The following is a 12,631-nucleotide window of genomic DNA, read 5'->3' as shown; positions in this document are numbered from 1 at the left end:
ATCAGGCAAACTGCAGATAGGCGACGTGCGTTTGCAGATACTCCTCCAGCCCGTGGCGGCCATCGGCACCGCCGATGCCGGATTTGCGCCAGCCGGCATGGAATCCCTGCATCGCTTCAAAATTTTCGCGGTTAATGTAGGTTTCCCCGAATTTCAGCCGGCGCAGCGCGATCATCGCGGTGTTCAGATCGCGGGTATACAGCGATGAGGTCAGGCCATAGTCGCAGTCGTTAGCCAGCGCGATGGCTTCATCCAGCGTGTTAAAGCGCATCACCGGCAGCACCGGGCCAAAAATCTCCTCACGCATGATCGCCATCTCCTGACGTACCCCGGTGATGATGGTCGGTTCAAAATAAAAGCCGCGTTCACCGGCGCGTTTGCCGCCCAGCACCACTGTGCCGCCCTGCGCAACGGCGCTGGCGACCTTTTGCCCGACGCGGTCGCACGCGGCTGCGCTAATCAGCGGCCCCATATCCACATCGGCCTGCTGCGCCGGATCGCCAAATTTCACCTGCTGCATCGCCCCGGTCAGGGCGCTGATAAAGCGATCGTAAATACCGTCTTGCACATACACGCGCTCGGCGCAGTTACACACCTGACCGCTGTTAATAATGCGCGAACTGACGATAGCCCTGACGGCCAGATCGAGGTCGGCGTCGTCCATGACAATTGCCGGCGCTTTACCGCCCAACTCCAGCGACACTTTGGTCACATTCGGCGCCGCCGCGGCCATGGTGGCGATGCCGGCGTTGACGCTGCCGGTCAGGCTCACTAACCCGACTTTAGGATTGGCGGCCAGTTCCTGTCCCACCTCCGGGCCATAGCCATAAACGATGTTAATCACTCCGGGTGGCAGGCCGAGGTCGTCGATAATGGCGGCGAACAGGGCGGCGTTGTTCGGGGTGATCTCACTCGGCTTCAGCACGATAGTGTTGCCGGTGATCAGCGCCGGTGCCGCTTTGCGCGCAATCAGGAAGAAGGGAAAATTCCACGGCAGAATGCCGGTGGTCACGCCAATCGCTTTCTTAAACACAAAGATGTTTTCGTTTGGGCGATCGCTGTTGACGATTTCCCCTTCGTAGCGTCGCGCCCATTCCGCCATGTAGTCGAGATAGTCAGCGGTAAACAGCACTTCGGTTTGCGCCAGCGCCTGGGTTTTGCCGCCCTCCGCCACGAGGGTGGCGCTCAGCTCAGGCTCGCGCTGGCGAATTGCCGTGGCGATGCGGTGCAGCCAGCCGCCGCGCGTCACCGCCGGTAACGCTTCCCAGCCGGGCTGAGCGGCTTCTGCGGCGGCAATCGCTGCCGCCGCCTGCTGTTTGCTGCCCTGGGGCACGCGTGACAGCAGGGTCTCCGTCGCCGGGTTAATCACTTCAATCCAGCTATCGTTATGCGCCTCGACAAACGCGCCATTAATGTAGTGTTGATGATGAAGGGTCATGTGCAGGGGCTCCACGCTCGGTTTTGTTAAACTGATGTGAAGGAAGAGTGAAGCAGATGAACGCTGGCGACCTTTTTATCACTGCCAGCACTGGCAGGGCGCTGGCAATAGCGGCAAGAATCACGCGACCGACGCAGCATTCTGCGTCAGTGGACCGTTTCAGGAACCGGGCATCATGGCGCCGCTGGCAATAAACCAGACCAGAAAACTGACACCGGCAACAATAATGGCGATGGGGAACAGCAGACCGATTTTCATATGCATCCTGAGCGTTAGGCGAGCTGGATTAGCGCGCGGTGGGTTTTCATCATACTGAATAGCTGAAATTGTGTCGCGTCATCGACCTGACGCAGATGTTCGCCTTTCTGATACTGAATCTGATGCACATGGCCGAGCTGACGCCACACCACAATGGCTGACGCCAGCAGCGCGCAGTTCTCTTCACTCTGCACGCAGTCCAGCGTGGTGTAGTGAGTAGTATCTAAGCCATTAATGAACACATTCAGCGCCTCGGGCGGCACGATGGCGCGGATGTCATCCAGCATCACGCGGCTCACCGCCTGCGACAGCACCAGCGTTAACCGTTTGCTCTTCATCTCAATCCCTGGTTCCGATGATTTTTCCCACGTTATACGGATTTAACCTCGTCGGGGGAAGTGCTTCGCGCAGCTTTGTGTGAGTGCCATGTTAAGCGGCGCGCTGGCAACAGAGGAAAAACTGTGCCGATCAACACAACATAAATCAAAAATATGCCGAATAATAAGCAACTTAAATAACTTATCCGGCATAACAGCGGCAAATGCGAATTTGTGATCCTTATGTTGCATACCCCCCCGATTTTGCCAGTCAGCCTGGCTTTACGGCAACCATCCAAAGGCTGAGTCCACACAGTGCGCCATAGACTGCCACTAATCGGAAACCGCAGGTGTTTCCGTCTGGCCTCAACCTTACGAAGGAATAACAATGAACAGTGCCATTCTTGCAGGTATCTTCTGGCATCTGGTGGGTGCCGCCAGCGCCGCCTGTTTTTATGCTCCGTTTAAACAGGTTAAAAAGTGGTCATGGGAAACCATGTGGTCGGTCGGCGGCGTGATGTCGTGGCTGATTCTGCCCTGGGCAGTCAGTGCCGCGCTGTTACCAAACTTCTGGGCGTACTACAGCAGTTTCAGTTTATCGCAGCTGCTGCCGGTGTTTCTGTTCGGTGCCATGTGGGGCATCGGCAACATCAACTATGGCCTCACCATGCGCTATCTGGGGATGTCGATGGGGATTGGTATCGCCATTGGCATTACGCTGGTGGTGGGGACGCTGATGACGCCGCTGTTGCAGGGCCGATTCGTTGAACTGTTCAGCTCCGCCGGTGGCCGGATGACGCTGCTGGGCGTGCTGGTTGCGCTGCTGGGTGTGGCGATTGTGTCACGTGCCGGACTGCTAAAGGAGCGGGCGCTGGGGATCAACGCCGAAGATTTTAACCTGAAGAAAGGCCTGGTGCTGGCGGTGCTGTGCGGCATCTTCTCTGCCGGCATGTCATTTGCCATGGATGCGGCGAAGCCGATGCATGAAGCCGCTGCCAGTCTGGGCATCAATCCGCTGTATGTGGCGTTGCCGAGTTACGTGGTGATTATGGGCGGTGGCGCGCTGATCAACCTCGCGTACTGCTTTATCCGCCTGGCGGTGAAGCCGGAGCTTTCGCTGCGCCGCGACTTTTCCGTGGCAAAACCGCTGCTGATCGCCAACATCGCCTTCGCCGTGCTGGGGGGAACCATGTGGTATCTGCAGTTCTTCTTTTATGCCTGGGGCCACGCAAAAATTCCTCCGCAGTACGACTTCGTAAGCTGGATGCTGCACATGAGCCTGTATGTGCTGTGCGGCGGCCTGGTGGGACTGGTGCTGAAGGAGTGGAAATCGGTGGGGCGTCGACCGGTGAGCGTGTTGTCGATTGGCTGCGTGGTAATCATTATCGCGGCAAACATTGTCGGTCTCGGTATGGCCGCCTGATAACGCTTAACACCGCACCGCCTGACGCGTCTCTGCGCGCGTCAGGCTTTTTCTTTGTCTGCCATCGATTCGCGCGGCGACAAAAAACGCTGACGCCATGCGCTGGGCGTTAACCCGGTTTCGCGCGTAAACACCACGGAAAAGTAGTTGCTGTCATCAAACCCGCAGCGCGCCGCCACTTCGCTAATCAGGCATGCCTGCGTGCGCAACAGATATTTTGCCTGACACAGCTGCAGCTGACGCAGGTAGTGGCCGATGGTCATGCCGGTTTGCTGACGGAACAGCTGTTTCAGCGACCGTTCGCTGAGCTGATTTTGCTGGCAGAAATGGGGCAGATCGAAGGGGCGGCTGATATCGCCGAGCAGCGCCGACATCAGCAGATCGAGCTGTTCGCCCTCCGGCAGCACCCACGGGCGATCGGCGGCGTAGCCGTGACGGCGCAATATCAGTGCCAGCTGCAAAAACAGCGCTTCCGACAGCTGAATCGATAGCGAATCGCTTTTGCGACTTTCGCGCTCCAGCTGGCTGATGACGCCGCGCGCCAGCGCCATGCCGCGCGTGGTCAGACGCCAGCTGGCGGGTGTCTCTTCATCCTGTGGCGGCAGCAGCTGCTGCCAGTCGAGCGCCAGGCTGAAGCGATCGCGGCAGTAGAGAATATTGTCTAGCGCCAGGTCGTTGACGCTATCAAAGCTGTGGCAATCACTGTCGCGGATGTAAAACACATCGCCGCAGGTGATCAGCCACGGCCGATCGTTGAGGATATGCAGGCCATTACCGCGCCAGACAATCACAATCTCGCTGAATTCATGCCGGTGCGGTGGGAAAGAGGGCTGCGGCATGCGTTCTGCCACGGCTATAGGCAAATTGCTGGCCGGGAAGTAATCCTCGCGCGTCAGTAACAGCGGCATGTCAGCCCTCCGGTTACCCCATCTGCTGGCGCGCCATGCGCGGCGCGCAGCCAAATTCCCGCCGGAACAGGGTGGAGAAGTGATTACTGTCACCAAACCCACACTGATAGGCGATGTCCGTGATGCGCATCTCGCTGTGGCGCAACAGGTGCCGCGCCTGCAATAAACGCAGCCGATTAAGATAGCGCTGCGGCGTGCTGCCGGTCTGCTGCTTCATCTGGCGATGCAGGGTACGCAGCGACAAACAGAAGCGATCGGCCAGCGCTTCCCACGCAATCTCCTCACTGTAGTGCGCATTCAGCCAGTCCAGCAAGCGGTGCAGGCGGGCATCCTGGTCCTGCGCCTGATCGTTGTGCGCCGCCTCGCGCAGCAGCACCAGCAGCTGCAAAAAGTGCTGTTCCTGCTGCGCCTGACGTTCCAGCGACCAGCTGGCCGGCTGCTTCATCTGCGTCACCAGCTGCAGCGCCTGCGCCATCACTTTATGGTTAACTCGCCAGTGTGAAACATACTGGCCGTCCTGTTCGCGCGGCAGCAGCGCCTGCAGGCCGGACAGAAAGCGGAACGCCGCCGGACTGCGATACAACACATTCGTCAGGCACAGATTGTCGGTTTGCTCGTACAGATGGCGATCGTGATCGCGCACAAAACAGACGCAGCCGGCGCTGAGCGCCTGCGGCTGACCATTAAATACGTGGATGCCCGAGCCCTGTTCCACCAGCACAATTTCGTGAAAATCATGGTGATGCTCCGGAAACGCCGACTGCGGCACACGTGGCTCAATGGCAATTGTGTAATCGCCGGCCGGAAAGAAATCAGCACTGTGTAATACCGTCATCATGCGCCCTCAGTTAACAAAACCGTAACCGAGTCTACGCAGCCGCCTGCCACCTTACCTTGAATTTTGCACCGGGCAGCGCAGGAAAATCGCCAATTATTCAAGATCGCCTAAGTGATTGATGGAATTGCGGCAAGGCTCACAACTCTGCCGTTATGCGGTTCTGTGAGCTCACTCACGAACATCTTTGCAAACCTGCCAGCAGTGATGACCCGCTGGCACTCGCGGGAAGGTGTCTGCGGCGCAGGATTTCTACTCTGTCGCCATGTCTTCACAGGGAGTACTCGCCATGAGTCTGCGTAATATTGTTGCCATCGATTTAGGCGCATCCAGTGGCCGCGTCATGCTGGCCAGCTGGCAGGCTGACCGTCAGCAGCTCAGCCTGCGCGAAGTGCGGCGTTTCGCCAACCCGCGCGTGCAGCGCGGCGATTATGACTGCTGGGATTTGGACCGGCTGGAACAGGAGATTCGCGCCGGGCTGCAGCAGCTGGATGAGGAGGACATTGTGCCGGACAGCCTCGGCATTGATACCTGGGGCGTGGATCTGGTGCTGCTGGACGCGCACGGCGAGCGGGTGGGTGAAGCGGTCAGCTACCGTGATAAACGCACCGACGGCCTGATGGCCCAGGCGATGCGTGAACTCGGGAAACCGGCGCTCTATCAGCGCACCGGCATTCAGTTTCTGCCGTTCAACACGCTGTATCAGCTGCGCGCGCTGCATCTGCAGCAGCCGGACTGGCAGGCGCAGGTGAAGCACGCGCTGATGATTCCGGATTATCTGCACTATCGCCTGACCGGTGAACTCAACTGGGAATACACCAACGCCACCACCACCCAGCTGCTTAACATTCACAGCGGCGAATGGGATCGCGAGCTGCTGGCCTGGGCGGGCGCAGACGCCAGCTGGTTCGGCACGCCGCGTGCGCCGGGCAATACCGTCGGTTACTGGCGCAATGCCAGCGGCCAGCGCATCCCGGTGATCGCCGTCGCCACCCATGATACCGCCAGCGCGGTGCTGGCCACGCCGCTGGAGCAGGACGATGCTGCCTATCTCAGCTCCGGCACCTGGTCGCTGATCGGCATCGAAAGCCTGCAGCCCTGCGTCAGCGAGGCGGCGCTGCAGGCTAATCTGACCAATGAAGGCGGTGCGGAAGGCTATCGGGTGCTGAAAAACATCATGGGCCTGTGGCTGTTGCAACGGGTGTGCAGCGAACTGCACATCAGCGATCTCACTGCGCTGATCGCCGACGCCGCGCGGGAACCGGCCTGCCGCGCCCTGATTCACCCTAATCATCACCGCTTCATCAATCCGGCCAGTATGGTGCAGGAGATCCAGAACGCCTGCGCCGAACAGGCGATGCCAGCGCCGCACAGCCCGGCGGCACTGGCGCGCACCATCTTTGACAGCCTGGCGCTGCTCTATTCGCAGACGCTGCAGGAGCTTAGCCACCTGCGCGGCACTGCGCTGCGGCAGTTACATATCGTCGGTGGCGGCTGCCAGAATCCGCTGCTTAATCAGCTGTGTGCCGATGCCTGCCAGCTGCCGGTGTTTGCCGGTCCGGTGGAAGCCTCGACGCTGGGCAACATCGGCTGCCAGCTGATCGCGCTGGGTGAGTTGCGCGACGTGGCCGATTTACGCCGCTGCATTCGCCACAATTTCCCGTTAGAAAAATTTATCCCGCTGAATCACAGCGTCTTTGCGGCCCATCAGGCTCGCTTTGCGGCGCTGAGCCTACCTGCTAAGGAACTTGCATATGACTAAGCTGATTGAACAGGCCTTTGAACTGGCCAGACAACGCTACGCCGCCATTGGGGTGGATGTGGAACAGGTGATGGCACAACTGGATACCATTCCGGTGTCGATGCACTGCTGGCAGGGCGACGATGTGCGCGGGTTTGAGAATCCGCAGGGGGCGCTCACCGGCGGCATTCAGGCGACCGGCAACTATCCGGGGCGGGCGCGCAACGCGGTTGAACTGCGTGCCGATCTCGACAAAGCGATGTCGCTGATTCCCGGCGCCAAACGCCTCAACCTGCACGCCATCTACCTCGAGAGCGACCGCCCGGTGGAACGTGATGCGATTGAACCGCAGCACTTCAGCAACTGGCTGGAGTGGGCGAAAAGCAAAAAGCTGGGGCTGGATTTTAACCCAACCTGTTTTTCTCATGCGCTCAGCGCAGACGGGTTTACGCTGTCGCATGCCGATCCGGGCATTCGCCAGTTCTGGATCGACCACTGCACCGCCAGCCGCCGTATTTCCGCCTGGTTTGGCGAGCAGCTGGGCACGCCGTCAGTCATGAATATCTGGGTGCCGGACGGCATGAAAGATCTCACCGTCGATCGCCTTGCGCCGCGCCAGCGTCTCGCCAGCGCGCTGGATGAGATCATCCGCGAACCGCTGAATCCGCAGCACCACATTGATGCAGTGGAAAGCAAACTGTTTGGCATTGGCGCGGAGAGTTACACCGTGGGTTCCAGTGAGTTCTGCCTCGGTTACGCCACCAGCCGCCAGACCGCGCTGACGCTGGATGCCGGCCACTTCCATCCTACCGAAGTGATCTCCGACAAAATCTCCAGCGCCATGCTGTTTGTGCCGCGCCTGCTGTTGCACGTCAGCCGTCCGGTCCGCTGGGACAGCGATCACGTGGTGCTGCTGGATGATGAAACCCAGGCGATTGCCAGTGAGATCGCCCGTCAAAAGTTGTTCGACAGGGTGCACATCGGTCTCGACTTCTTCGATGCCTCGATCAACCGCATTGCCGCCTGGGTGATCGGCACGCGCAATACCCAAAAAGCCCTGTTGCGGGCGCTGCTGGAGCCGGGCGAACAGCTGCGTCAGCGGGAGCGTGATGGGGATTTGACCGCCCGTCTGGCGCTGCTTGAAGAGCAGAAATCGCTGCCGTGGCAGGCGGTATGGGAAACGTGGTGCCTGCGCCACGATGTGCCAGCCGATGCCAGCTGGCTAAGCGAAGTCCGTCACTACGAACAACACGTGCTGCGTCAACGTTAAGGAATCGACTCATGCAAACAATTCTCTCCGCGTGGTTTGTGCGCGACATGGTTAAAGCCACCAGTGACATGTGGCTGAAAGGCTGGGATGAACGTAACGGCGGCAACGTCAGTCTGCGTCTGTTGCCGGAAGAGGTCAGCGCGTATGCCAGCGATTTTTATCCGGCACCACGCTGTATTGAACTGAGCAAGCCGGCGCCCGCGCTGGCCAACGACTGGTTCCTGGTGACCGGCTCCGGGAAGTTCTTTCGCAACGTGCAGCTCGATCCGGCAGACAGTCTGGTGCTGCTGCAGGTGGATGACAAAGGGCTGTCGTACAAAATTCACTGGGGGCTCAGCAACGGAGGGTTGCCAACATCCGAGCTGGCGGCGCACTTTCAGTCACACAGCGTACGCAAGGCACTGAGCCACGGCGCGGACCGGGTGATTATGCACTGTCACGCCACCCACTTTATGGCGCTCAGCTATGTGGTGGATCTGGATGCGGCGCGCTTTACCCGCCTGCTGTGGGAGGGCAGCACCGAGTGCCTGGTGGTGTTCCCCGATGGCGTCGGCATTTTGCCCTGGATGGTACCGGGTACCGATGGCATTGGTCAGGCGACGGCAGAAGCGATGGCCAGCCATAGCCTGGTGATGTGGCCTTTCCACGGAATCTTTGGCGCCGGACCGACGCTCGACGAAACCTTTGGTCTGATTGATACCGCTGAGAAGTCATCGCAGGTGGTGGTCATGGCGCTGTCGATGGGCGGCATTCGTCAGAGCATCACCACTGAACAGCTGATTGCGCTGGGCGAGCGCTTTAACGTGAAGCCGTGGCCGGCGGCGCTGCAGGCGGAGCGCAGTGATGTTGCGTAAAGCGTTCGTCATGCAGGTCTATGCGCACTGCCATGCGGAGTATCAGCGCCGTCACACGCCAATCTGGCCGGAGCTGGAACGGACGCTGAAAGCGCATGGCGCGCATAACTACGCGATCTGGCTGGATGCTGAACGCAACCTGCTGTTTGCCAGCGTCGAGATTGAATCCGAAGCGCGCTGGCAGGCTGTAGCGCAAACTGAGGTGTGTCAGCGCTGGTGGGCGTCAATGCGTGACCTGATGCCATCAAATCCCGACGACAGCCCGGTGAGCAAAGCCCTGCAGCCGATGTTTTTCCTGCCTTAGCCGGCCATGTCAGCAGCGGTGCCGCCAGGGGCGCCGCTGCCTGTGAAACGCATTAGCCGTTGGAGCGCAGCTGCGGATAACGGCGGAAAATGGCGATACACCAGAACAGTCCCGCCAGGCCAATGATTGCGCCCACGTTGCCCACGTCTGCCATCTGCAGATGCAGACTGACCTGGTTACCGAGTAGCGCGCCTGCGCCAATACCGATGTTATAAATACCGGAAAACAGCGACATGGCGACGTCGGTGGCGTCCGGTGCCAGCGATAGCACGCGCACCTGCATCGCCAGGCCGATCATCATCATTGCCATTCCCCAGATAATACACAGCACGGTAATCGCTGCCGGGCGTACCGCAGCAAACACCAGCAGACCCATACACAGGGTAATCAGCGCAATGGCGGCGATCAGCAACGCGGACGGGAATTTATTGCCCAGCGTGCTGAACAGAATACTGCCCAGAATGCCGGCTGAGCCGAACAGCAGCAGTAACAGGGTGGTAAAGTTCTCATCAGCGCTGGCTACCACCTGCATAAACGGCTCGATATAGCTGTAAGCGGTGTAGTGCGCGGTCACCACGACGGTGACCAGAATGTACATCGCCACCAGCGCCGGGCGGCGAAACAGCATCGGCACGCTGCTGAGTGAACCGGTGTGCTCACTCGGCAGGCGCGGCAGTATCCGCACCAGCATAATCAGCAGTACCAGCGCTGACAGGCCGATCATACCAAAGGTGGTACGCCAGCCCAGATACTGACCCACAATACGACCAATCGGTACGCCCAGCACCATCGCCAGCGCCGTGCCCGTGGCCAGCATACTCAACGCCTGGGTTTTCTTGCCGGCCGGCGCAACGCGAATCGCCAGAGAGGCGGTGATCGACCAGAACACCGCGTGTGCCAGTGCAATGCCAATGCGCGACAGCACCAGCGACGTGAAATCCCACGCCACGGCCGATAACAGGTGGCTGGCAACAAACAGAATAAACAGGATGGCCAGCAGCAGGCGGCGCTCGACGTTGCGCGTCAGCAGCATTAACGGCAGCGATAACAGCGCCACGACCCAGGCATAGATGGTGAGCATGATACCGACATCAGCGGTTTTCATTGCAAAGCTGCTGGCGATGTCCGAAAGCAGGCCAACCGGCACAAATTCGGTGGTATTGAAGACAAAAGCAGCGATAGCCAGCAGCACCACGCGCAGCCAGGCTGTTTTACGGGAAACGTTTGTAGATTGCATTGAATTCAAATCGGCTAAACGACGAGTGAGGGGGGCAGGAACGCACCCGGTAAAGTGACCTCGATCACAAATTTCCGCTATTGTGGAGCATTAGTCAGCCGATGAAAACCGTTAACCCGGGTTTTATCACTGAATATTTCTTATCGCGCTGAGCGTGGTAAATAGCCTGTGGTTATGGGGAGTTGTTGCGCCAGCGTGCTGCCGGCCCGCAAGTCTGCCGTACCAGGACAGGCTAAGTCAGCTGTTTCTGTCATAGAAAAATCGCTTAGCCGTGCTGAGGGCGAGTACCGTGCGGGCGGGTGCGGTTCAGACCAGGATTATCAGAGTCACGCCATATGCTTTAGTGCCACGCTAAAGTTGTGTGTCGGATTTTTTTTTACGCCCACCGGGCAGCAGTGTTCGCAGCCCAACGCAGTGGCATAAAATTTACGCGCCTGCTGGATTGCGGCTCCGGGCGTGTAAAAAGTCCCCAGAAAACGGCGACCGCCGTCGGAAGGCAGGAACGGACAGCCCTTCGCATGCACCACATGATTGTCGTTATAACCGGCATGCTTATCGACATAATAGTAAAGCTCCATCTGACTACCTCATTGCTGTGTAAAAAATAAGTCTATGTATTATTGGAATAGAACGAATTATAGCGATGAATTGCTATTTTGTTTTAAGTGGTACGGCGCGAATGCCTAATTATTCGAATCCAGCGGAGCAGGCGGGACGCTGAGGTCCCGCGCTAACGATGAAGGGTATTACAGTTTGCGGCCCTGTAAACGCAGGCCAACCAGCAGTGCCAGCACCAGCAGGGCGCTGATAAACAGGGTTACGCCCGGCCAGCCGTAGCGGTGCCAGAACACGCCGCCGAGGGTGCCGGCCACGCTGGATCCCACGTAGTAGCTGAACAGGTAAAGTGATGATGCCTGGCCTTTCGCCCGGCGCGCGCGCGGTCCAATCCAGCCGCTGGCCACCGAATGGGCGGCAAAGAAGCCGGCAGTGAACAGCATCATGCCCGGCAGAATCAGCCACAGCGAATTAAAGGCGGTCAGCAGCAGACCGGCCAGCATGATTGCCGTGGCGCCCGTCATCACCGGACCGCGACCAAAGCGGCTGGTCATCGCGCCGGCTTTCGGCGAACTCCACGAACCGGTGAGATACACTACGGACAACAGCCCGACCACCGCCTGGCTCAGTGACCACGGCGCGCTCAGTAAACGGTAGCCGATGTAGTTAAACAGCGTGACAAACGCGCCCATCAGCAGAAAGCCTTCGGCAAACAGCAGCGGCAACCCTTTGTCGCGCCAGTGCAGGCGGAAGTTGATAAGCAGACTGCGTGGCCGCAGCGAGGCAGGGCGAAAATGGCGCGACGCGGGCAGAATTTTCCAGAACATCAGCGCGCCAGCCAGCGCGCAGCAGCCAATGACGCCAATGGCAATACGCCACGAGAAAAAGTCGGTCAGCACACCCGAGAGTAAACGACCGCTCATGCCGCCAATCGAGTTGCCGCTGATGTACAGCCCCATGGAGAAGGCGATGACCCGCGGATGCATCTCTTCGCTCAGGTAAGTCATGCCCACCGCCGCGACGCCACTGAGCGAAAGACCGGTCAGCGCGCGCATCAGCAGAATCCCCTGCCAGCTGCTCATGGTGGCGGAGATCAGCGTACAAATCGCCGCCAGCATCAGCGCGGTCACCATCACCGATTTACGTCCAATCGCATCTGACAGCGGGCCGGTGAACAGCAGGCCCAGCGCCATCAGCCCGGTGGAGAGCGACAGCGAAATACTGCTTTCGGCAGGCGTCACGCCAAACTGCTGTGACAGCACCGGCAGAATCGGTTGTACACAATAGAGCAGGGCGAAAGTGGCAAGACCGGCAGAGAACAGCGCCAGCGTCACGCGCATAAACTGCGGCGATCCACGTTCAATCCATTCAGTAGCGGTATCGGCGGTAACAGGCTTCGTGGACAAGCTGTCCTCATCAAGCGTCACAGCCTGGGAAGAGCGACTCACAGTACATCCTCAATTCAGCAAATGTCTGAATACTGTAGGAAAG

The 12,631-nt window shown here is 59.1% G+C and carries 13 protein-coding genes; 5 read left to right on the top strand and 8 right to left on the bottom strand.

Annotation, left to right across the window (positions count from 1 at the left end; genetic code table 11):
- Position 1: 1 nt before the first annotated feature.
- From aldA to C1N56_RS10080, 3 genes are all read right to left on the bottom strand, one after another.
- The gene (gene aldA / locus C1N56_RS10090; RefSeq protein WP_394516613.1) at positions 2-1,438 is read right to left on the bottom strand and encodes an aldehyde dehydrogenase; all 1,437 of its coding nucleotides are present in this window, start codon (positions 1,436-1,438) and stop codon (positions 2-4) included.
- Positions 1,439-1,597: 159 nt separating this feature from the next.
- Positions 1,598-1,696: a YoaK family small membrane protein gene (locus tag C1N56_RS10085; RefSeq protein WP_021313714.1), complete on the bottom strand. Its 99-nt coding sequence runs from the start codon at positions 1,694-1,696 to the stop codon at positions 1,598-1,600.
- 14 nt (positions 1,697-1,710) lie between these two features.
- A complete protein-coding gene (locus C1N56_RS10080) occupies positions 1,711-2,034 on the bottom strand; it encodes a hypothetical protein (RefSeq protein WP_150058111.1) in 324 nt (107 codons plus the stop codon).
- A gap of 367 nt (positions 2,035-2,401) precedes the next feature.
- On the opposite strand from C1N56_RS10080, the gene rhaT reads away from it, so the two are divergent.
- Entirely contained in the window at positions 2,402-3,436 is a 1,035-nt protein-coding gene (gene rhaT / locus C1N56_RS10075; protein ID WP_021506088.1) for an L-rhamnose/proton symporter RhaT, read from the top strand.
- A 41-nt stretch (positions 3,437-3,477) separates the two neighbouring features.
- On the opposite strand, the gene rhaR is transcribed toward rhaT, so the two are convergent.
- Both rhaR and rhaS read right to left on the bottom strand, forming a co-directional pair.
- Positions 3,478-4,344 (bottom strand): HTH-type transcriptional activator RhaR, encoded by an 867-nt coding sequence (gene rhaR / locus C1N56_RS10070; RefSeq protein WP_141495454.1) that lies wholly within the window; start codon positions 4,342-4,344, stop codon positions 3,478-3,480.
- A gap of 13 nt (positions 4,345-4,357) precedes the next feature.
- A complete protein-coding gene (gene rhaS, locus C1N56_RS10065) occupies positions 4,358-5,179 on the bottom strand; it encodes an HTH-type transcriptional activator RhaS (RefSeq protein WP_288443178.1) in 822 nt (273 codons plus the stop codon).
- 289 nt (positions 5,180-5,468) lie between these two features.
- Here rhaS and rhaB point away from each other — a divergent pair, with 289 nt between their 5' ends.
- Genes rhaB through rhaM form a run of 4 tightly spaced genes read left to right on the top strand, consistent with a single transcriptional unit; the run spans position 5,469 to position 9,348 of the window.
- Positions 5,469-6,941: a rhamnulokinase gene (rhaB, locus tag C1N56_RS10060; protein WP_058780587.1), complete on the top strand. Its 1,473-nt coding sequence runs from the start codon at positions 5,469-5,471 to the stop codon at positions 6,939-6,941.
- Positions 6,934-8,190: an L-rhamnose isomerase gene (locus C1N56_RS10055; protein WP_394516612.1), complete on the top strand. Its 1,257-nt coding sequence runs from the start codon at positions 6,934-6,936 to the stop codon at positions 8,188-8,190. Before rhaB ends, C1N56_RS10055 begins: the two co-directional genes overlap by 8 nt.
- An 11-nt stretch (positions 8,191-8,201) precedes the next feature.
- Positions 8,202-9,044, top strand: a complete 843-nt coding sequence (gene rhaD / locus C1N56_RS10050) for a rhamnulose-1-phosphate aldolase (RefSeq protein WP_088515799.1) — start codon at positions 8,202-8,204, stop codon at positions 9,042-9,044.
- The gene (gene rhaM / locus C1N56_RS10045; RefSeq protein WP_104186682.1) at positions 9,034-9,348 is read left to right on the top strand and encodes an L-rhamnose mutarotase; all 315 of its coding nucleotides are present in this window, start codon (positions 9,034-9,036) and stop codon (positions 9,346-9,348) included. The genes rhaD and rhaM overlap by 11 nt, the downstream gene beginning before the upstream one ends.
- Before the next feature lie 52 nt (positions 9,349-9,400).
- Here rhaM and C1N56_RS10040 read toward each other — a convergent pair whose 3' ends face one another.
- The 3 genes from C1N56_RS10040 to C1N56_RS10030 form a co-directional block, all read right to left on the bottom strand.
- Complete coding sequence (locus tag C1N56_RS10040) at positions 9,401-10,585, bottom strand: sugar transporter (RefSeq protein ID WP_159378179.1); 1,185 nt, start codon at positions 10,583-10,585, stop codon at positions 9,401-9,403.
- 326 nt (positions 10,586-10,911) lie between these two features.
- Positions 10,912-11,163, bottom strand: a complete 252-nt coding sequence (locus tag C1N56_RS10035; RefSeq protein WP_021506080.1) for a hypothetical protein — start codon at positions 11,161-11,163, stop codon at positions 10,912-10,914.
- Between the two features lie 168 nt (positions 11,164-11,331).
- Entirely contained in the window at positions 11,332-12,588 is a 1,257-nt protein-coding gene (locus C1N56_RS10030; RefSeq protein ID WP_058780585.1) for an MFS transporter, read from the bottom strand.
- Between the last annotated feature and the right edge of the window lie 43 nt (positions 12,589-12,631).

This window comes from Pantoea sp. SGAir0175 (assembly GCF_043547855.1).
Note: the sequence above shows the minus strand (reverse complement) of the source record. Positions and strands in the feature narration are given on the sequence as shown.

Bases quoted from the DNA above. Each gene is read 5' to 3' on its own strand.
- aldA (WP_394516613.1), bottom strand. From the start codon at position 1,438: ATGACCCTTCATCATCAACACTACATTAATGGCGCGTTTGTCGAGGCG.
- C1N56_RS10085 (WP_021313714.1), bottom strand. From the start codon at position 1,696: ATGAAAATCGGTCTGCTGTTCCCCATCGCCATTATTGTTGCCGGTGTC.
- C1N56_RS10080 (WP_150058111.1), bottom strand. From the start codon at position 2,034: ATGAAGAGCAAACGGTTAACGCTGGTGCTGTCGCAGGCGGTGAGCCGC.
- rhaT (WP_021506088.1), top strand. From the start codon at position 2,402: ATGAACAGTGCCATTCTTGCAGGTATCTTCTGGCATCTGGTGGGTGCC.
- rhaR (WP_141495454.1), bottom strand. From the start codon at position 4,344: ATGCCGCTGTTACTGACGCGCGAGGATTACTTCCCGGCCAGCAATTTG.
- rhaS (WP_288443178.1), bottom strand. From the start codon at position 5,179: ATGACGGTATTACACAGTGCTGATTTCTTTCCGGCCGGCGATTACACA.
- rhaB (WP_058780587.1), top strand. From the start codon at position 5,469: ATGAGTCTGCGTAATATTGTTGCCATCGATTTAGGCGCATCCAGTGGC.
- C1N56_RS10055 (WP_394516612.1), top strand. From the start codon at position 6,934: ATGACTAAGCTGATTGAACAGGCCTTTGAACTGGCCAGACAACGCTAC.
- rhaD (WP_088515799.1), top strand. From the start codon at position 8,202: ATGCAAACAATTCTCTCCGCGTGGTTTGTGCGCGACATGGTTAAAGCC.
- rhaM (WP_104186682.1), top strand. From the start codon at position 9,034: ATGTTGCGTAAAGCGTTCGTCATGCAGGTCTATGCGCACTGCCATGCG.
- C1N56_RS10040 (WP_159378179.1), bottom strand. From the start codon at position 10,585: ATGCAATCTACAAACGTTTCCCGTAAAACAGCCTGGCTGCGCGTGGTG.
- C1N56_RS10035 (WP_021506080.1), bottom strand. From the start codon at position 11,163: ATGGAGCTTTACTATTATGTCGATAAGCATGCCGGTTATAACGACAAT.